Origin of the sequence: Thalassotalea atypica, assembly GCF_030295975.1 — a bacterium.
GTDB lineage: Bacteria > Pseudomonadota > Gammaproteobacteria > Enterobacterales > Alteromonadaceae > Thalassotalea_F > Thalassotalea_F atypica.
Genome location: NZ_AP027364.1, coordinates 4,237,082 through 4,255,749 on the forward strand (window position 1 = coordinate 4,237,082; position 18,668 = coordinate 4,255,749).

General features: G+C 40.7%; 15 protein-coding genes. 3 read left to right on the plus strand and 12 right to left on the minus strand.

Annotation, left to right across the window (positions count from 1 at the left end; translation table 11 throughout):
- Nucleotides 1-8: 8 nt before the first annotated feature.
- From QUE03_RS18990 to tatA, 4 genes are read right to left on the minus strand one after another with little or no spacing between them, the layout of a single operon-like run.
- A complete protein-coding gene (locus QUE03_RS18990) occupies nucleotides 9-557 on the minus strand; it encodes a hypothetical protein (RefSeq protein WP_286263585.1) in 549 nt (182 codons plus the stop codon).
- A 2-nt stretch (nucleotides 558-559) separates the two neighbouring features.
- On the minus strand, nucleotides 560-1,312 hold the full coding sequence (gene tatC / locus QUE03_RS18995; protein ID WP_286263587.1) for a twin-arginine translocase subunit TatC: 753 nt from the start codon (nucleotides 1,310-1,312) through the stop codon (nucleotides 560-562).
- Between the two features lie 2 nt (nucleotides 1,313-1,314).
- Nucleotides 1,315-1,650: a Sec-independent protein translocase protein TatB gene (gene tatB, locus QUE03_RS19000; protein WP_286263591.1), complete on the minus strand. Its 336-nt coding sequence runs from the start codon at nucleotides 1,648-1,650 to the stop codon at nucleotides 1,315-1,317.
- 3 nt (nucleotides 1,651-1,653) lie between these two features.
- Nucleotides 1,654-1,896: a Sec-independent protein translocase subunit TatA gene (tatA, locus tag QUE03_RS19005; protein ID WP_286263593.1), complete on the minus strand. Its 243-nt coding sequence runs from the start codon at nucleotides 1,894-1,896 to the stop codon at nucleotides 1,654-1,656.
- A gap of 124 nt (nucleotides 1,897-2,020) precedes the next feature.
- On the opposite strand from tatA, the gene QUE03_RS19010 reads away from it, so the two are divergent.
- A complete protein-coding gene (locus QUE03_RS19010; RefSeq protein WP_286263594.1) occupies nucleotides 2,021-2,965 on the plus strand; it encodes a hypothetical protein in 945 nt (314 codons plus the stop codon).
- A gap of 29 nt (nucleotides 2,966-2,994) precedes the next feature.
- On the opposite strand, the gene QUE03_RS19015 is transcribed toward QUE03_RS19010, so the two are convergent.
- The 4 genes from QUE03_RS19015 to rpoH form a co-directional block, all read right to left on the minus strand.
- On the minus strand, nucleotides 2,995-5,601 hold the full coding sequence (locus QUE03_RS19015) for a bifunctional diguanylate cyclase/phosphodiesterase (protein WP_286263596.1): 2,607 nt from the start codon (nucleotides 5,599-5,601) through the stop codon (nucleotides 2,995-2,997).
- A gap of 201 nt (nucleotides 5,602-5,802) precedes the next feature.
- Nucleotides 5,803-8,220: a TonB-dependent receptor gene (locus tag QUE03_RS19020; protein ID WP_286267925.1), complete on the minus strand. Its 2,418-nt coding sequence runs from the start codon at nucleotides 8,218-8,220 to the stop codon at nucleotides 5,803-5,805.
- Nucleotides 8,221-8,674: 454 nt separating this feature from the next.
- Entirely contained in the window at nucleotides 8,675-11,299 is a 2,625-nt protein-coding gene (locus QUE03_RS19025; protein ID WP_286263598.1) for a TonB-dependent receptor plug domain-containing protein, read from the minus strand.
- 539 nt (nucleotides 11,300-11,838) lie between these two features.
- A complete protein-coding gene (rpoH, locus tag QUE03_RS19030) occupies nucleotides 11,839-12,702 on the minus strand; it encodes an RNA polymerase sigma factor RpoH (protein WP_286263600.1) in 864 nt (287 codons plus the stop codon).
- Nucleotides 12,703-12,962: 260 nt separating this feature from the next.
- On the opposite strand from rpoH, the gene QUE03_RS19035 reads away from it, so the two are divergent.
- Nucleotides 12,963-14,177: an EAL and HDOD domain-containing protein gene (locus QUE03_RS19035; RefSeq protein ID WP_286263604.1), complete on the plus strand. Its 1,215-nt coding sequence runs from the start codon at nucleotides 12,963-12,965 to the stop codon at nucleotides 14,175-14,177.
- Between the two features lie 13 nt (nucleotides 14,178-14,190).
- On the opposite strand, the gene ftsX is transcribed toward QUE03_RS19035, so the two are convergent.
- The 3 genes from ftsX to ftsY all read right to left on the minus strand — a co-directional run bounded on the left by ftsX (nucleotide 14,191) and on the right by ftsY (nucleotide 17,147).
- Nucleotides 14,191-15,171 carry a permease-like cell division protein FtsX gene (ftsX, locus tag QUE03_RS19040; protein ID WP_286263606.1) on the minus strand — a complete coding sequence of 327 codons (981 nt, stop codon included), beginning with the start codon at nucleotides 15,169-15,171 and terminating at the stop codon, nucleotides 14,191-14,193.
- Nucleotides 15,168-15,866: a cell division ATP-binding protein FtsE gene (gene ftsE, locus QUE03_RS19045; protein WP_286263608.1), complete on the minus strand. Its 699-nt coding sequence runs from the start codon at nucleotides 15,864-15,866 to the stop codon at nucleotides 15,168-15,170. Before ftsE ends, ftsX begins: the two co-directional genes overlap by 4 nt.
- Nucleotides 15,867-15,959: 93 nt before the next feature.
- Nucleotides 15,960-17,147 carry a signal recognition particle-docking protein FtsY gene (gene ftsY, locus QUE03_RS19050; RefSeq protein WP_286263611.1) on the minus strand — a complete coding sequence of 396 codons (1,188 nt, stop codon included), beginning with the start codon at nucleotides 17,145-17,147 and terminating at the stop codon, nucleotides 15,960-15,962.
- A 129-nt stretch (nucleotides 17,148-17,276) separates the two neighbouring features.
- Here ftsY and rsmD point away from each other — a divergent pair, with 129 nt between their 5' ends.
- Complete coding sequence (rsmD, locus tag QUE03_RS19055; protein WP_286263612.1) at nucleotides 17,277-17,861, plus strand: 16S rRNA (guanine(966)-N(2))-methyltransferase RsmD; 585 nt, start codon at nucleotides 17,277-17,279, stop codon at nucleotides 17,859-17,861.
- 33 nt (nucleotides 17,862-17,894) lie between these two features.
- On the opposite strand, the gene QUE03_RS19060 is transcribed toward rsmD, so the two are convergent.
- On the minus strand, nucleotides 17,895-18,632 hold the full coding sequence (locus QUE03_RS19060) for a CPBP family intramembrane glutamic endopeptidase (RefSeq protein ID WP_286263614.1): 738 nt from the start codon (nucleotides 18,630-18,632) through the stop codon (nucleotides 17,895-17,897).
- Nucleotides 18,633-18,668: the final 36 nt, after the last annotated feature.

Genomic DNA, 18,668 nt, shown 5'->3' on the forward strand with positions numbered 1-18,668 from the left:
ACCACACTCTATTTAATACGTTTAACTCTAATCGTTCGGTTGGCATCTGGCTTCTTCATGTAAAACGAATCAAAAACACCACGTTTAATAATGGCTATATCACCAGCGACATATTTTGCAAAATTATCTGTGTCTTTTTGCTGCCATATTTGACCGTTCTCAAAGCTAACTTTCAATTTGCCACGTGTAGTTTTAGTGACGGATTTGACTGTAAACCTGACCTCATCAACCTGTTCTTTTTTGATGTATTGTCGCTCAGCACCAAAACTTTCTTCAGGGTCCATTGGCTTACGTTCAGCCAAAATTTCTGATGACGGTGCAGGCGTCGCTGGAAGGGCGGCAACTTTAGGCAGCTCTTTCGATTCTTGAAGCGTAGCTGATTCGATGACATCAACTTTCTCAGTCATCGTGTGCACAACATTGTCATAACAAACTAAACGTTGCAGACTATCTGATGTTTTTGCACAGTTAAGTAACTCAGCTTGAATATTTGTTGCGATGACCTGACTTGACCATGCACAAATAATTCCCACTAAGCAATATGTTGTTTTGTTCACTATTATGTATCCTCTGGAGCAACTTCTTCTTGCTCTTTGTTCTGATAAAACGAAGCGATGATCAATCCTACCTCAAATAACAACAACATGGGTAGTGCTAATAGCGTCTGGGAAATAATATCAGGAGGCGTAAGGAGCATACCGATCACAAACGCGCCAACTACAACATAAGGACGTTTACTCCGTAGACTTTGCGTGGTTGTCATCCCCGTCCAACACATCAGTATGATAGCGATTGGAATTTCAAAAGCTGCACCAAAAGCAAAAAACAGTTTTAACACGAAGTCGAGATAACTACTAATATCAGTAGCAATGGTTACCCCTTCAGGTGCAACCGAATTAAAAAATGCAAAAGCTAGCGGGAACACGACAAAGTACGCAAACGACACGCCAGCATAAAACAGCAATGTGCTGCCTAACATCAATGGCGCAATCAGTCGTTTTTCATTCTTATATAAGCCAGGGGCGACAAAAGCCCACACTTGATAAAGAATAAATGGGATGGCGATAAATATCGACAGTACGATGGTCAATTTAAATGGCGCAAAAAAAGGAGACGCAACATCGGTTGCAATCATTTGCGCACCGACTGGCATCGTTTCCAATAGTGGCTGAGCTAAGTATTGATATATGTCTTGCGCAAAATAGGCTAAACAACAAAAGACCACCAGCACACTGACGACAGCCTTTAGTAATCTTGTCCGTAACTCTAATAAGTGATCGAACAAGGTATAGTTGGCTTGATTTTCAGACACTGCTATTCCTGCTTATCTTTACTGTTATCTTGATTTTTAGTCGGGATATCATAAGGGCGATTAACCATATTGGCCGCATCTTGTAATGACTTTACCGATTCTTCGATTTCAGGAGACAGGTTTTTCATGCCTGACTGTTCGGCTTTTTTCAAGTCTTCATGAAGTTCATGAATACGTAATTCTTCTTTCAACTCTGTTTTAACAGAGTTACTAAAATCTCGAACCGAACTGACCCAACCGCGCAAGGTACGAAGCGCCACAGGTAACCTTTCAGGACCTAATACGATTAAACTGATCACCGCAATGATCATTAGCTCCCAAAACCCAATATCAAACATCGATTATGCCTGATCTTTCTCTTTCACTGCTTCTGACTCAGTTTTTTGATCAACTGAATTATTAGCTAGTGAAGCTTGAGTATCTTCGCTTTTTTCTTTAGATTTATCTTCATCGCTTACAGCATTTTTAAAACCTTTAACTGCTGAGCCTAAATCAGAGCCTAATGTTCTTAATTTTTTCGTACCGAATAATAAAATAACAATGACAGCAATAATCACTAATTGCCAAATGCTAATACCACCCATAAATTACTCCTATAATCAAATTAGGAATATTATAAGGTCTTATAGTTAAAAAGCACCTTTTCAATCAACATTAATTGAGGCGACCTGCACATTGTTTGATGTAATACGTAAAACTAGCGTTTTTATGATATTAAACCTGACTTTTTTAATACAAAATTCATGTTTTGCTGAGCAAGATGAAAAAATAACCATTATTGGCAGTAAAAAGCAGGCAGAAGTTGATTGGGTCGAAAAACTGCACCTAAATGTCAGCGATACAGTATTTTTATCGGCCATTTGGTTTGACAGTTTCTTTGCCGATGACGAAGAAGAGCAAGTTTCACCTAAAGCAAGTGCACGAATTAGGCTAGGATGGGAGCCAAAAGCAGGGGATTTTTCCGAATTCAAAGGAAAATTTAGATTACGAGTGAAGCTACCTCATTTCAAAGACAAATTAGACCTCATCCTTTCCGATGACGAACAAGACAACATCAATCAACTCCCTTTAGAGACCGTAAACTCGAGCCAGAACATAGATGATGACAGCTTTGCTGCTGCTGTACGTTTTGTTCATAAGCGTACGGGTAATACATTAACAGACACGCGACTCGGCCTTTCATCTGGTGACGTATTCTTTCGGGCACGCCACCGACGCCATCTCGTATTTACCAATGATATGGGGATTAAAGTTGAGCCATCCGTTTATTACTACCTTAATGATGGCGTTGGTGCGAAGCTACTAACCGAGTATGAATACCAAATAAATTTACAAGAGCAATTACGGGTCAACTATTCAATCAGGGGCTCTGAATCTTTTAGTGGCATTCGTTGGAAGCATGGTTTGTTTCACTTAAAACAGTTTTCCCTGTCAGATGCAGGCGCATTGGGCTTAGTGGTAGAAGGTGAACGTAATGGCGATAGAGGATTTATTATTGATAAATATACCTTGAGCTACCGATATCGTTTTAATGCTTATAAAGAATGGCTATTTTTTGATGTTGAACCTTTCATGGAATGGTCCGATAGTGAAGATTATAATACCGTTCCAGGTATAGCATTACGTGTGGAAGGGTATTTTAGTAAATCTTAGCCAATAGTTTAAGGATTTTTTATGCTGGCTCAGGCGTAGTTTTTGCTATCATCTTCTTGAGAAGACATTTTACATGGGCGACTAATAAAGTATCCTTGGCCAAATTCACATCCCGCCAATTGCAATAAATCAAGCATTTCCTGAGTTTCAATGCCTTCTGCCACCAAACGGTAGCCAAAATTATTGCCTAAATCATGTAGTGCTTTTACCAGTGAAACTTGTTTTTCACTACTCGATAAACCTTTAATAAAGCTGCGATCAAGTTTAATAAACTCGAAAGGGTAGCTGTGAAGGAAGTTAAAAGATGACATACCCGCACCATAATCATCAAGAGCTAATTTTACCCCGAACTCTTTCAATCTACGCAGACTTCTTAATGCCAACTCAGGTTGTTGCATAAAAGCAGATTCATTAAACTCCAAAATCAACCGTTGAGGTTCAATTTTATTTTGAACAATTAAGTCGATCAAATCATTAAGTTGCTTAGGTTGAGACAGGTAGTAGCCACATAGATTAACGCCGATATAGGCATTGTTATATTGAGGATGTGTTGACCATTGTCTCAGCTGATAGGCAACTTCTTCCATGATCCAGCGTTCAATATCTAGAATCAGGCCGGTTTCTTCTGCCATAAATAGAAATTCGCTCGGCGTTAATAAACCTTTGGTCGGGTGTTGCCAACGCAATAAGGCTTCAAAGCCAATAGTATTTGTTAACCCTAAATCAGATATTTGCTGGTAATGCAGTTCAAACTGTTGCTGCTTGACGGCAATGCGCAATTCCTGCTCTAACGTTAAACTAGCTAGAAGTTGTTCGCGCATACTGTCATCAAAATAGACATAACGGCCACGACCTAAACTTTTCGCTTGATACATCGCGGCATCTGCATCGCGCAGTATTTCGCTAGCATCACGATAATGCGCATTACATAACGCGATACCTATACTGGCATTGGAATATAGGCAATTTCCATCAACTTCGAAAGGTTGTTCAATCGATTCAATAATGCGTGTGGCAACATCTTCAACATCATCTTGAGAGGCGAGTGAGTCAAGTAAGATCACAAACTCATCACCACCTAAACGGGCTAATACATCATTTTCACGCACACAATCTGTCAACCTAGAGGCTATTTCAATGAGAAATTTATCACCCGCTTGATGACCTAACGTGTCGTTAATGACTTTAAAGCGATCCAAATCGATAAATAATACCGCAAAGCTATGCTGCGAATGGCGTTTGATGTGACGTAATGCATGAGTCAACCTGTCAGTAAACATGGCACGGTTAGGTAATTTAGTTAAGGCATCATGATGTGCTTCGTAATATAGTTGAGATTCTGCTTTACGCCGCTCTTCAATTTGCATACGTAGATTTAAATTACTTGCTTGCAACTCTTGTGTGCGCTCTGTGACTAATCGCTCTAGCTCTTCGTTACTTTGTTCAATAAGTGATTGAGCGCGTTTACGAACGATTGCCGTGCCTATGTGTTGTGCAATAAAACGAATTAAGCCGAGATCGGATTCTTTGTAGGCATCTGCATGAAAATAATCTTGTATTGCGATAACGCCAATGACCTTATCTTGGTCAAATAGAGGCGCTGATAGCCAAGTTTGTGGTTCATTTTTTCTATCATAATTAAGCACATACTTCATTCGGCTGATAGTGCCGTCTTCCGATAACGTTATTAGTTGCTCATTAGCTATTAATAACGGCTTAGCTGTTTTTATGGCGAGGTCTGTTAAGATTTCAGCACGTTTTTTGGAATCAATATGACTGATGCCTTCGTCCACGTAATAGGGGAACTCAAAATCAGAACTGTGTTCCGCTTTCAGTGCGATGTAGAAATTATCCGCAACAATGAGGTTTTTGACTTCGTGATGAATTGAACGATAAAGTTCTTGGTTAGACTTAGCTGTAGCGGCAATTTCTGACATTGCCAGTAGTGCTTTATGGATGTTTTCTGCTTTTTGTCGTTCGGCAATTTCTTCTTGTAGTCGGCGATTGGTATCAGTCAACTTGCGGGTACGTTGACTGATACATTGCTCCATAAGTTCACGAGAGCGAACCCGATCGATTGCGGTCACTAAATGATCAGCAATAAACTCTAATAATTCATAATCACGATCATTAAAGTAATGTTTCTCGTCGTAGCTTTGAAGAGCGATTACACCAATGATTTGATGTCCTCGGTGCAACGGTATTCCGAGCCAGTCTACACATGAAGATCCGTACAAAACAATTTTTTCTTGTTTAGCTAACGCCATGCGCTCAGCCGCAGAACAATGCAAGGGTTGTTGTTCTAAAAACACCAAGCCAGTTAAACTTTTTTGCCATTGACTAAATTCCACCCGCTCGATTAAACGAGTTTCGATATTGTTATGACAAAAGACCATTTGTAAATCACGGTTATCATCGACAAGTGAAATGTGGAGGCTATCAGTGGTAAGTAGAGCGCTAATGATATCGACAAGCGATTTGTAAAAAGTATCTAACTCAGTCACAGTACTTGCCAGCTCAGAGAGCTGCAACAAACTTTTTTGTTTCGTCTTGACCTGACGGTACTTTTTCAACAATGACTTTAATTTAGGCAATTGTCGAAGCGCGTTTAAGTCTTCCTTTTCAGAAGCCGACATCGGGAAAAATCCATCTACTATTTTATTAGTATTCTTATTGAGCGGTTAGTCTATCAAAAATATCCTCCTTGGCTAGTAAAAAGCAATTAAATTGCATAAAAAAACAGCAAGCCAGTGAAAAGATCACTAAACCTGCTGTTCAATTGATTTAACAAACTGCCAATAAATTGATAGCTTGCTAGGTCTTGAGCACGTTATTGTTTAAAGTTTATAAACTGTGCTGACGTAGAAGTTACGACCCACTGTGTCATAAACTTCAGGTACAGTGTTCATGTCACTACCATTTAAGACTGTTTCAGGCTCGGTATCAAACAAGTTTTGTACACCAGCATTGACTGACCAATCATCATTGAAATGATAGTTAGCAGAAACATTGTGGTACATCACAGCATCTGTTGAATATGACTCACCGTAGTAATCACCATCCATGCCATCAAGATATTGGCCAATGTACTGAACACTTAAGTCGTCAGTAATATCAGCATTAATCGTAACGGTTGATTTCAGCTCAGCATAGGCACCATAAATGCCATCAATAGTACCTGTGTAATCAACATCATCTTCAGTGAAGTCAATTAAGTAAGTAGTATCAACAACGACACGGAAGATATCGCCTGAATATGTAACGTTCCAGTCAATACCAGATGTTTCTTGAGTACCAACGTTTGTAAGCTCAGAAGTTAGCGAGTATTCACCATCATCACTATTAACACCTTCACCGTTTGGTCCGATATTAACATTTTCACAAGACTGCATATTGCCTTCGAAACAAGCATTCATCTCAGATTGAACATTCAAACGCGTGATTGCATCTGTGATGTCGAACTTCCAGTAATCAACCGTCGTTGAAATAGAATCATTTACGTCCCAAACCACACCAAAGGTGAATGATTCACTTTCTTCCGGTTGAAGGTCATCAGAGCCCGTGTAATTTACCAAAATTTGTTTGTCAGGTGCATTACCCCACGGGTCAGTTAAATAGTCGAACGAGCCCGAGTTACCTGAGTACAATTCGGCAACACTTGGTGCACGGAAACCTGTAGCTGCAACAGAGCGAATCATTAAGCTTTCACTTACCGTGTATGTAGCGCCTAATTTCCACGTTGTTGCATTACCAAATGTTGAGTAGTTGTCATAACGAACAGCCGCCTCCATAGCCAAGCTATCTGTTACTGGCACTGAAAACTCCGCATAACCAGAGAATACGTTGTAGTTACCATCCGTAGGGTCTTGTTGTGCAGCTGTACTTTCACCAGCTTGCGTTACTTCATCTGGAGTGTAGTAGCCAGACTCATAGCGGTTTTCAATACCAAATGCGTAACCAATATCATTTTCTGATAAGCCTGAGTAGCCCATGGCGATTGTAAATTGCTCGTTACCACCTTCGTTACCTTCAGTGTAAATTACCCCTTCTTCCATTAAGAAATCACGGTCTAAATCTTCACCACTAAACCATAGGTCTTGGTTTTCATAGATACTTTGCTCCATGTTACCAGCGTGAATAGAGTTTTGTACTTTATCTTTAGACTCGTTACGACCATAAGTAGCAGACATTTCCCACATATCATCATTGTCTAAGTAGCTTTTTAGACCAGCAGAAATTCGATAAGTGTGTGTCTCTTGCTGAAATATACGTGGACCAGCATCAGTCATGCGACGACGATAGTTTAAAAACTCTGGTGTATCACCGTTATCATCAAGGAATTGATCGGTATATTTTGAATCTAATTGAGCTGTATCCAAATCAATATTGGCAGGTTGTGGTGCCATTTGTTGCTCTGAGTCTCGGTATGTATACATAGCGTCGACTGACAGCTCAGTATCTGAAGCGATTTCTTTATTGAATGAAGAAAATAAGCTGTAAAGCTCGCTAGGTGTTTGGGCATAGCTACTTGTAGTGTAGTCATAACCTTCAGTGCGCTCTTCAAAACCGCCGTTACCGTCAGGTACCATACCGCCTAAGCTACCGCCAGGAACAAATGAAGATTGACCAGGAGGCGTAAAGTCACGATCCGATTGGATCACATCACCACGGTTAGTATATGAGAAACCAAGCACTAAGTTACCGTCGGCGACTTCAGTGCCGTGTAAAATACTAAAACCACCTGAGTTGCCGTCACCTTTATCAGTACCGCTTAAATCAGCTGAAATTTCAGTACCTTCGTAATCTTTTTTAGTGATGATGTTTACTACGCCTGCAATAGCGTCAGAGCCGTATACTGCAGAAGCGCCGTCCTTTAATATTTCAATTGATTTGATCATCGCAACAGGGATTGTGTTCAAGTCAACAGATGAATCAGCACCCGTACCTGAAGACACCATACGTCGACCATTTAATAGGACTAAAGTACGTTGAGAGCCCATTCCACGAAGGTTAACTGTCGCTGAACCACCCGATCCATTGTTTGAAGAAGCACCAAGGCTAACACCTGCTGCACTTGGTTGAGAAGCAAGCACTTCATCAATTGACGTAAAACCGCCCTTGGCAATGCTTTCTGAAGAAATAACGGTAACAGGAGATGCTGTCTCCATATCAGTACGAGAGATTCGAGAGCCCGTCACTTGAATACGTTCGATTTCAACTTCTTGTTCTTCAATTACATTCGCCATTGTTGGCATTGCTAGAAGGGCAGTACTAGTCGCCCCTAAAAATAAAGCACGCTTTATTGCTTTATTTACTTTGGTTGTTGGATTCACAAATAACTCCTCTGAGACAAATTCTTTTCTATATTCTTAAACTGGGTCTATAGCCCGCAGTTAATATGCTGTAGAAGTTCAGAAATGATTGTTATGAATTGTCGGAGAATTGTTATCTTTGTGACCTAGAAGTAAAGACACGTAAAATCCGTTTAATTAACCACCACACATGCGCTGAGAAATAATCGTAGTGATTATAAAAGCAACAATGTTATTTAAAAAAGGTTATTCCTGAATTGATCACGGAAGCTTGAATAGCTTAAAAAGTGAAAGTTGTTACGCGGCAGAAAACAAAAAACCAGCAAGAACTATCTACTAAATAGAACTTGCTGGTTTAAAAACTACGCTAAGTGTTTAAGAGATTAAACTGACTTAATTAAAATTTAACACCAACACGAGCGAAGAAGTAACGACCTAACACATCATAAGTATATGGGTCAGTGTTTGAATCATTGTTACCTGAATAGTAAGGCGGCTCTTCATCAAGAAGGTTATTAATACCGCCTGATAACGTGATGCTATCCGTTAAGAAATAAACCGCAGAAACGTCATGGTAAATAACTGAATCAACCGTTGGCGCATAACATGATGATGGCTCATCACTACATGACAAGGAGTCCATACCATCAATGTAACGTGCTTCGTATGTTGCTTCCCAGCTATCCGATTTCACATTAACGTTTAAGTTAGACTTGATGTCTGCATATGCACCGCTTCCTGATGTAACAAAACCAGTGTATTCAATCACGTTACCGTCTTGGTCTGACTCTTCATAATGGTCTAGGATTGAAGTATCTAAGCTCACTCTCCAATCTAAGCCCGCAGCAACAAAAGTATATGTAGCATTAATATCGAAGCCAGCCGTTGATTGACCACCAATATTTTGAAGTCCATTATTGAAAGTAATGCGACCTGTACCGTCCATTGCGATGTCAGCTGATTGACATACAGCAGAGCCAGCATTAATAGCATTGCCGTCTGCACCTAAACATAAATTAGCAATATAGTTATTATCAACTGAACCAATTGCATTAGTAATTTCGATGTCGTAATAATCAACGGTTAAAGATAAGCCATCAATAATCTCTGGCTCAATAACCGCACCTAAGGTGAAAATATCAGCTTCTTCTGGTGTTAATAATGGGTTACCACCAACGGTTACTTCAGCTTGTGTTTGCGTTGTAGCAGGGTGCTTAACTTGTTCAAATGATGGAGAAGCACCACCAAATAATTCATCAACAGTAGGCGCTCGGAAAGCAGTTGATGCAACTGAACGAAGCATCACTTGGTCATTCATTTTCCACGTTAAGCCAAGTTTCCACGTATTGTCGTCACCAAAAGTGCTGTAATCGAAGTAACGCATTGCCGCGCTTAACTCGATATGCTCAGCAAATGATGCGCCGTCAACTAGTGGTACGGCCAATTCAAGGTATGCTTCATTAACATTGAAAGAGCCTGACGTTGGCTCAACACGTGGATCGTTTGCCAATCCTTGTGCTGTTAACGAGTCTGGCGTGTAATACGCAGATTCTAAACGATGCTCAATACCCGCAGCAAAACCTACCGTACCTGCTGGTAGCTCAAATAATTCACCAGATAAAGACGCTGCTAAAATGTCCATTTCACTACCACCAGCATTTAGCTCAGTGTAAATAAATGGCTTAATTGAATCACCTGTCCAAGACGCTTGCGTGAACGGGTCAAATGTTTTGTTTTGTACCGCATCATTGATTGAACCAATGTTATGCAAATTTGCTAGTGTATCAACTGAGTCATTACGGCCTTTATTGTATGAAACATCCCACATGTAGCCGTTGTCGAACTCACCTTCGAGACCTACAACAATACGAACTGTATCAACAACTTGAGAGAAATCTCGTGTACCTGAGTCAGTCATACGACGACCGTAATCAAGTAGTTCTCCGTCAACGATACCGTGGTTCAATAGCTCAGGGTTCATCCAGGATGAATCGTATTCCCAAGACTCTGAATTCCAAATTGGCTGTGGCGCCATTTGTTGATCTGACCAACGCTTGGTGTACATTGCTTCTGAGAAAAATGTGATCGTATCAGAAAGTTCATAGGTACCCGCAGCAGTTAAGTTAAGGCGTTGCATTGGCGTTGATAAGTAACTGTCTTTTGAGTAATTATAACGATCGTTATTGTCACCCGAATAAACGAAATCATGGTATTGGCCACCGCGACCACTTAGATCAGCTGTATCGCCCCAAATATGGCCGCCTTCCGCATACGAACTACCTGCACAATATAACTCGCTACCGTCAGCTGTTTCAGTGATTGGGCAGTTTGAAAAGTCGCGATCTGCTTGGCTTGCATCACCACGATCTGTGTATTGAACGCCTAGTACAATATTACCTTTATCGTTTGATGCGCCGACAGTAAAGTCAATTGATGACTCACTCGCATCGCCTTCACTGGAAATACCCGTTTGCACGTTCATTTCTAGACCTTCAAAGTCACGCTTTAAGATAACGTTAACGACACCAGCTACCGCATCAGTACCGTAGACAGCTGATGCACCATCTTTCAGGACTTCAATACGTTGGATCATTGATACAGGAATTGTGTTCAGGTCTACAGAAGACGCGGCGCCCGTACCTGAAGCGATCATACGGCGACCGTTAACAAGAACAAGCGTACGACTTGAGCCTAAGCCACGCAAGTTAACTCGAGCATTACCACCCGAGCCATTGTTGATACCTGGGTTAGTCATTGCCCCACCAGCTGAGGTCATGCTTTGCAATACGCCATCAATGGACGTAGCGCCCGTAGCTAAAATAGCTGACGAATCAATCACAGTTACTGGGCTTGCTGTTTCCATGTCTGCTCGTTTAATACGAGAGCCAGTTACTTGGATTCGTTCTACTTGCTCTGCGCCAGATTCATTTGCGATTGATGATGTAGCAAATAGGGCACTGCTGGCTGCCCCGAATAATAAAGCGTGTTTAACCGCTTTAGTCACTTGAGAAAATGTGTTCATGAAGAATCTCTCTAATCTAATGTTTCTGAATACTATTTTGTTGTAATAGCAATCCATTGCATCCATTAATAGTACGGTACATTAGCGTCGAGAGTTCGTGAAAAAATGTATCTCTAGTGTTATCACTGTTACAGGTGTGAGGCATGCATCATGTGGCCTGTATAAATTTAAAACAATTGCTTTTTGTCGACAGGTTGCTCTAGTTAAAGCTAGTCCAGCCTTAAAACAAGGGCTCAATAAGGCGCTAATTAATTTTATTCCATAACAAAGGATCGTAGTTGCATCTATTCAATTGACACTGCTTTGACACAGCAGTGTTACAAAAAATAGAAGGATTCTTAATGCACAAACAAAACATTTGATTGTTAAATCAGCTATTTTGAACTATATCGTGTGTTGATATAGGAATTGACGCTAACGAGTGGCCTACAAAAGGATAAAGAGTAGTCAATTTACGACAGGGTGTTACACAATGAGGAAAGCTGGGCATAAAAAAAGCCGACAAGAGCCGACTTTCTATTGCAACGTAGAAGACCGTTTTAAAGGGTCATTGCATTTTTAAGTTTGGATAAAGCATTTTTCTCTAACTGACGAACACGTTCAGCAGAAATTTCATATTTATCCGCCAACTCTTGCAAGGTCGATTTGTCATCTGTCAACCAACGTGTTTTGACGATGTCTTGGCTGCGTTCATCCAAGCTTACTAATGCGGTCGACAAACGCTTATTCGCATGAGCTTCCCAGTTAGCATCTTCAACAATAGTAGCTAAGTCTGATTGGTTGTCTTCCAAATATTGCGCTGGAGCAAAATTACTGGTGGCACCTGAGTCGTCATCATCGTTATTGAGTTCAAACGCTTGATCTTGATTACTTAGACGTGACTCCATTTCCATGACATCTTTAGCACTTACGCCTAACGTTTCCGCCACACTATTCACTTCGTCATTGTTAAACCAACCTAAGCGCTTTTTATTCTTTCTTAAATTGAAAAATAATTTGCGTTGCGCTTTTGTTGTAGCAACTTTTACGATGCGCCAGTTACGTAGTACGTATTCATGGATTTCAGCTTTAATCCAATGAACTGCAAAAGAAACCAGCCGAACACCGACGGCAGGGTCGAATCGTTTTACTGCCTTCATCAATCCGACGTTACCTTCTTGCACTAAATCTGCTTGAGGTAAACCGTAACCTGAATATCCTTTGGCGATATGAATTACAAATCGAAGATGCGACATGATTAATTCTTGCGCCGCTTGTAAATCATTCTGCTCAAATAAGCGAGTTGCTAACTCACGCTCACGATCTGCGCTCAGTACAGGGATGCTATATGCTGACTGCATATAGGATTCAATACTACCGCTTTTAGGTAGCGTAAGAGCTGTCGTTTGCAATGTTTCACTCATAAATTAAGACCTCGTATACATCCCTATTAAAAATAGGATGGCTCGCGATATTACCATGCTTTGGTTGCTGTTGCGATAGTTAAAATATCATTTCCTAGACATTAGACAGATCAAATTGAAATTTTATTTCACTAATACGCTATTACTCGCTAGTATTATTAGCAGCACAGATATTAATAACGGTTTAATAATAGTTTTTCGAATATACCATTAACTTGGTGTTAGACCAGAGGTCTGAAGTAACGAAAAGGTAATAATTTGTGTATTCCTATGTAGCACGACAGCCTATTTTAAATATTGATCAAGAGCTTGAGGCTTATGAGCTTTTGTTTCGTGATGGCGAAACCAACAGCTTTCCAAACATCAATCCAGACCAAGCCACCTCTAATATTTTAACAAATAACCATTTAACCATGGGTGTAGAAGAAATCACAGGCGATAAAATAGCTTACATTAACTTTCATGCCGACACCTTAATTAAACACTTTCCCAGCTTTTTGGATCCGTCAAAAATTGTTATTGAAATATTGGAAGACGTTCCCTTAAGTGACGCTCTACTTAACGCCTGTAGCGAGTTAAAAGCAAAAGGGTACACGCTAGCGCTAGATGACCATGACTTTGATCCTAAATGGGACGCCATTTTACCTTATGTGGATATTATCAAGGTTGATGTGCTTGCTCTGTCAATTTTAGACGTCAGTCGTTACGTTAATAGGATCAGCTGTCACGGTAAGATTTTACTTGCTGAAAAAGTTGAGACACTACGTCAGTTTGAGCAGTTAAAATTGTTAGGGTTTACTTTATTCCAAGGTTACTTTTTTGCTCGGCCGGAAATGCTAAAACAAAAAAAAATCACCACTGCCAAAAACAATATTTTATCACTCATTAACCAGTCATCAATGGAGAAACTAGATTTTGACGTGATGAGCCATATTTTTAGCAGTGACCCTGGCTTAACTTATAAATTGCTTCGCTTTATTAACAGCCCCATATTTGGCAGAACTCAAAAAATAACCTCGTTAAAACATGCGTTGGTGTACATCGGCGAACTTGAGTTGAAAAAATTCATTGCCTTACTGGCGTTGTCAGATTTAAGCCAAGGTAAACCCAGTGAAATAATGCGCATATCGCTGTTTAGGGCAAAATTTTGTGAGCAAATATCTAAAGAAGTGGGAGATGTTGAAAACCCGCCAAAAGCATTTTTAACTGGAATGCTGTCGATGATTGACGGTATTTTGGATTACGAAATTGCGCAAGTGGTCGATATTTTACCTATTGACGTAGAGATTAAATCCGCGTTACTCAGTGAAAATATTTACTTAACTAGCTACTTAGATATGGCAAGGCATATAGAGCAAGGGCGTTGGCTCCATTGCGACAATATTGCCAGACAGTTTAAAATTTCGAAAGACACTTACGCCAAAGTACAAATAAATGCTTTGGCGTGGGCAGATGAAATGTTAAGTGCTTCATAACGCTAGCTTTAAGTCAGTCTGAAGAAGGCTCTATAGCTCGAATGTGTTGACGCACGGAAACATAACTGCCTATCAACCCTAGTGCGATAGCTAAACCGATCAGCATCATATTTTCTGAGAATGACAAACGTTCAAGCTGATAACTGCTGTGATACAAGTCAGTCAGTTCCACCAGCGCACCGGACAAATAACTCGCCAACACAGCAATTAATATACTGGCGAAAAATCCGCCTGCAATGCCATACCATGCACCGGTGTACATAAAAGGGCGTTGAATAAACGCATCCGTTGCGCCAACCATTTTCATCACGGCAATGGCTTCTTTTTGATGCAAAATAGCTAGCCTAATGGTGTTACCAACAATAAGCACCACTGAACTACAAAGCATTAATGCCACTGCAATCACGATATCTTCTATTAGCACTGCCATGGCTTGTAATCGATTCAGCCATTCCAAGTCTAATTTTCCTTGGTCCACTTCACGCTCTTGTTCTAGCTTAGCCAGAAGCTCTTTTGCTGCACTTGCTTGGCTAGCACGCTGTGTAGGCGTGACCATAAGTGTAGCAGGTAGCGGATTGTCTTTAAGATACTCAAGTGCTTTACCAAGCCCTGACGACTCTTTAAAATTTTCAAGCGCTTGTTCAGAGGAAATATAATCAACCTTTTCCACTTCCGGAAACAGATTGATTTTCCTGACCAATTTTTGAGCTTGCTGTTCAGTCACTGACAACTTCAAGTACAAACTGATTTCTGACGAACTGTCCCAACGAGAGACGATGTTGTCGGCATTTTTCACGAATAAATGCAATGTGGCCGGCAAAGTTAAACTGATCCCCAGCACTAATATTGTCATCATGGAAGTAAACGGCGTTCGCCACATGTCACCTAAACTGCCAATCGCTTGCTGTAAATGACGGATGGGCCATGAAACGGCTTTTTGCGAGAGGCTGACTTTGCTTTGGCTATTGCCATCTTGATTGAATTTAAAAATCATTGGCTAAGATCTCGCGTTGTATTTAACCCTTGAAATACACCATCGGTGATCATGGCACCATTTTTAAGCGTCAATGTCCGATAACGCATTCGAGCAATCAAGCCTAAATCATGGGTTGCGATGATCACCGAAACACCAACAGCATTTAATTCTTCAAATAGGCGGACAATGCCAAGAGATAACTCGGGGTCTAAGTTACCAGTTGGTTCATCCGCTAAAATAATCGAAGGCTTATTAACGATAGCGCGAGCAATACCAACACGTTGTTGTTCACCACCAGAGAGCATGTAAGGATAACATCTGGCTCGATCGCCTAATTGCACTTTCTCTAATGCCCCATCAACCCTTTTTACCACTTCTTTTTGGCTATAACCTTCAATGATCAATGGTAATGCAACGTTATCAAATACTGTGCGGTCCATCAGCAAGTGGTGGTTTTGAAAAATCATCCCTATATTTCGACGCACAAAAGGAATTTTTCGGTAAGGAATAGTGGAAAGTTCGGTACCATCGATTTTGATGGTACCTGCTGTTGGTTTCTCTATTAGTGAGATCAGCTTAAGCAATGTCGATTTACCGGCACCTGAATGACCTGTTAAGAATGCCATTTCCCCTGATTCAATCTCAAAGGAGACATCTTTTAAAGCAGCAAAGCCACCTGGATACGTTTTATTGACCTTTCTAAAGCGGATCATTAAATTTCTTATTGTTGTATTGGTTCAGCTTTATTTTTATCGGCATCGACATGAATTGCAATGGTTGTGATGCAAATTCTTAACAATACTGAGTTATTCTTGCGTAAACAGGGCGTCAATAAACTCTTCACTGTCAAAGGTTCTTAAGTCATCAATACCTTCACCTACACCAATATAACGAATAGGCACATTATGTTTATCAGCAATAGCAAACACAACGCCACCTTTGGCAGTGCCGTCTAATTTGGTGACCGTCAATCCGGTCAGTTTCACCGCGTCATTGAACAGCTGTGTTTGGCTCAAGGCATTTTGCCCTGTGCCGGCATCAATGGTTAACATCACTTCATGAGGCGCATCTACATCCAGCTTTTTCATGACACGAACCACTTTTTTTAGCTCTTCCATTAAGTGCCCTTTGTTTTGCAAACGCCCGGCCGTATCGGCAATAAGTACGTCCACACCTCGCGCTTTCGCAGCGCTGATTGCATCAAAGATTACTGAGGCGCTGTCTGCTCCTGTATGTTGAGCAACTACAGGAATGTCATTGCGTTCACCCCAAACTTGTAATTGCTCGACCGCTGCGGCTCTGAACGTATCTCCGGCAGCTAACATTACCGATTTGCCTTGTGCTTGAAATTGCTTGGCCATTTTACCAATCGTGGTGGTTTTACCTACACCATTTACGCCGACCATCAAAATGACGTGAGGACCTTCACCATTGTGAATTTCTAGAGGCTTACTCACCGGTTCAATAATTTGTTTTAACTCTTTCTTCAGCAAGTCATACAAGGCTTCTGCGTCTTTAAGTTGGCTTCGGTTGGCTGATTCCGTTAGTGAATCAATAATCCTCATTGTGGTTTCAATACCAACATCCGCTAATAATAGGTGTGTTTCAAGTTCTTCAAAGAGTTCATCGTCAATTTTTTTGCCACGGAACAAATCAAAGATGCCACCACCTAAATTTTGGCGGGTTTTTGATAAGCTATTTTTTAATCGAGCAAAAAAGCCTACTTTTTGTGGCTCTGGCTCTGGCTCTGGCTCTGGCTCTGGCTCTGGCTCTGGCTCTGGCTCTGGCTCTGGCTCTGGCTCTGGCTCTGGCTCTGGCTCTGGCTCTGGCAAGTCATTATTTTCAGCGCTATCAGCCGATGCAATAACTTCTGATTCAATTTGTTCTATTGCTTGTGATGTAGATTCATCAACTGCTTCCGATATTTCAGCGTCGGTCGTTTCTTTATCGCCACCTAGACCTAACCAGGAAAACAAGCCTTTTTTCTTTGACATAGTAGTAAATTCAACTAATTGGCATCAGATAATAGTTAATACTATTAGTACAAACGCGCACTTTAAGGATAAAATTGTGCGCTATATTAACACCTAATGATGTGTTGAAAAACCAAAGTAGATCAGTAAATGAACAATCGACGCAAATCTTCAAAGAATAACTCAGCAATGGGCAGTATCCGACTTATTGCCGGCATGCATCGCGGAAGAAAATTACCGGTGCTGATGGCGGAAGGATTAAGGCCGACTACTGACCGAGTCAAAGAAACCGTATTTAACTGGTTGATGCCTTATATACAGGACAGTCACTGCCTCGATTGTTTCGCTGGAGCAGGAAGTTTAGGTTTTGAAGCATATTCTCGGGGTGCTCAGCAGGTTACGATGATCGAGCTAAATAAGGACGCCGCTAACCAACTAAAACTGAACAGCAAAACTCTAGCGACTGAAAATGTTATTGTTCATAACACCGACACAATAAAATTTTTAGCGGGGAATACACAAAAATTCGATCTGGTTTTTATCGACCCTCCCTTTCGACAAGGATTAGTAGAAAAGGTGATTGCACTGATGGGTCAAGAGTGGCTAGCTAATAACGCCCTTGTTTACGTTGAAACGGAAGCTGAACACCAACTAAAATATTTACCTGAAAATTGGCACTTACATAAAGAAAAAGTCGCAGGTCAGGTTGCGTACAGACTTTATCAAGTAAAGTAGCAATGCCTTACTGATTGAACGAAGGCCGCTAAGTTAGTAAAAATAGTATAACGCCACCATGGACAAAGCATTATTCGTCGCATGAGCGATAATACACAAACTGGTATTGCGTGTTTTCCATCGAATCAGGGCTAAATAAACAGCGATGATCAAAATAAACACCAGTCCAACTAATGTGTATTGTGCTCCGTGTACTAACGTAAACAACGCGCAAGTCACAATAAGGGAGCCAGTTGACGCTAACCAAGTTTGTTGAAAGCGTCGAAACAAAAACCCCCTAAAGACTAATTCCTCAACCACTGGCGCAAATACACAAATTACGATAAAAATTAACAACGGCGACGTATTAGAATCTCGAACCATTAGCATAAATTCTTCTTCCGGAAGATCAGCCACAACACCGAGTAACGCCATCAAAACCCAAAGCGCAATAGAAGCCAACACCCAAGTAATAATGTCTCTTTTTGAGCACGATTTAATGCTAAGATACAAGAGAATACTTTGCCAATTATCTGAGCTCGTTCCAAACGTTCGGGTGAACAAAATAACTAAAGCGGCTGTTAATGGTGAGGCAATTAGCATTAACTTCATTTGCACTTCAATACTAACTAACCACTGACCCACATTAGGCATATCTATCAGATGCGCATAAAAACCAAAAACAGAGGTGAGTAATACTTGCGGGACAAGTAGCAAAAAAGCCGCCATCAATAAGGTTGTCCATATCAGTGGCGGTGATGGATCAGTTTTTAATAGTGTTGGTGATGACAAAATATGCTCTGTAATATTTTTTGCTTTTTGTGTGCT

What these genes read in the sequence shown, in the direction of transcription:
- QUE03_RS19015 (WP_286263596.1), bottom strand. Translation starts at nt 5,601, where the DNA reads ATGTCGGCTTCTGAAAAGGAAGACTTAAACGCGCTTCGACAATTGCCT.
- QUE03_RS19025 (WP_286263598.1), bottom strand. Translation starts at nt 11,299, where the DNA reads ATGAACACATTTTCTCAAGTGACTAAAGCGGTTAAACACGCTTTATTA.
- rpoH (WP_286263600.1), bottom strand. Translation starts at nt 12,702, where the DNA reads ATGAGTGAAACATTGCAAACGACAGCTCTTACGCTACCTAAAAGCGGT.
- tatB (WP_286263591.1), bottom strand. Translation starts at nt 1,650, where the DNA reads ATGTTTGATATTGGGTTTTGGGAGCTAATGATCATTGCGGTGATCAGT.
- rsmD (WP_286263612.1), top strand. Translation starts at nt 17,277, where the DNA reads ATGAACAATCGACGCAAATCTTCAAAGAATAACTCAGCAATGGGCAGT.
- ftsE (WP_286263608.1), bottom strand. Translation starts at nt 15,866, where the DNA reads ATGATCCGCTTTAGAAAGGTCAATAAAACGTATCCAGGTGGCTTTGCT.
- QUE03_RS19010 (WP_286263594.1), top strand. Translation starts at nt 2,021, where the DNA reads ATGATATTAAACCTGACTTTTTTAATACAAAATTCATGTTTTGCTGAG.
- QUE03_RS19020 (WP_286267925.1), bottom strand. Translation starts at nt 8,220, where the DNA reads ATGCCAACAATGGCGAATGTAATTGAAGAACAAGAAGTTGAAATCGAA.
- ftsY (WP_286263611.1), bottom strand. Translation starts at nt 17,147, where the DNA reads ATGTCAAAGAAAAAAGGCTTGTTTTCCTGGTTAGGTCTAGGTGGCGAT.
- tatA (WP_286263593.1), bottom strand. Translation starts at nt 1,896, where the DNA reads ATGGGTGGTATTAGCATTTGGCAATTAGTGATTATTGCTGTCATTGTT.
- ftsX (WP_286263606.1), bottom strand. Translation starts at nt 15,171, where the DNA reads ATGATTTTTAAATTCAATCAAGATGGCAATAGCCAAAGCAAAGTCAGC.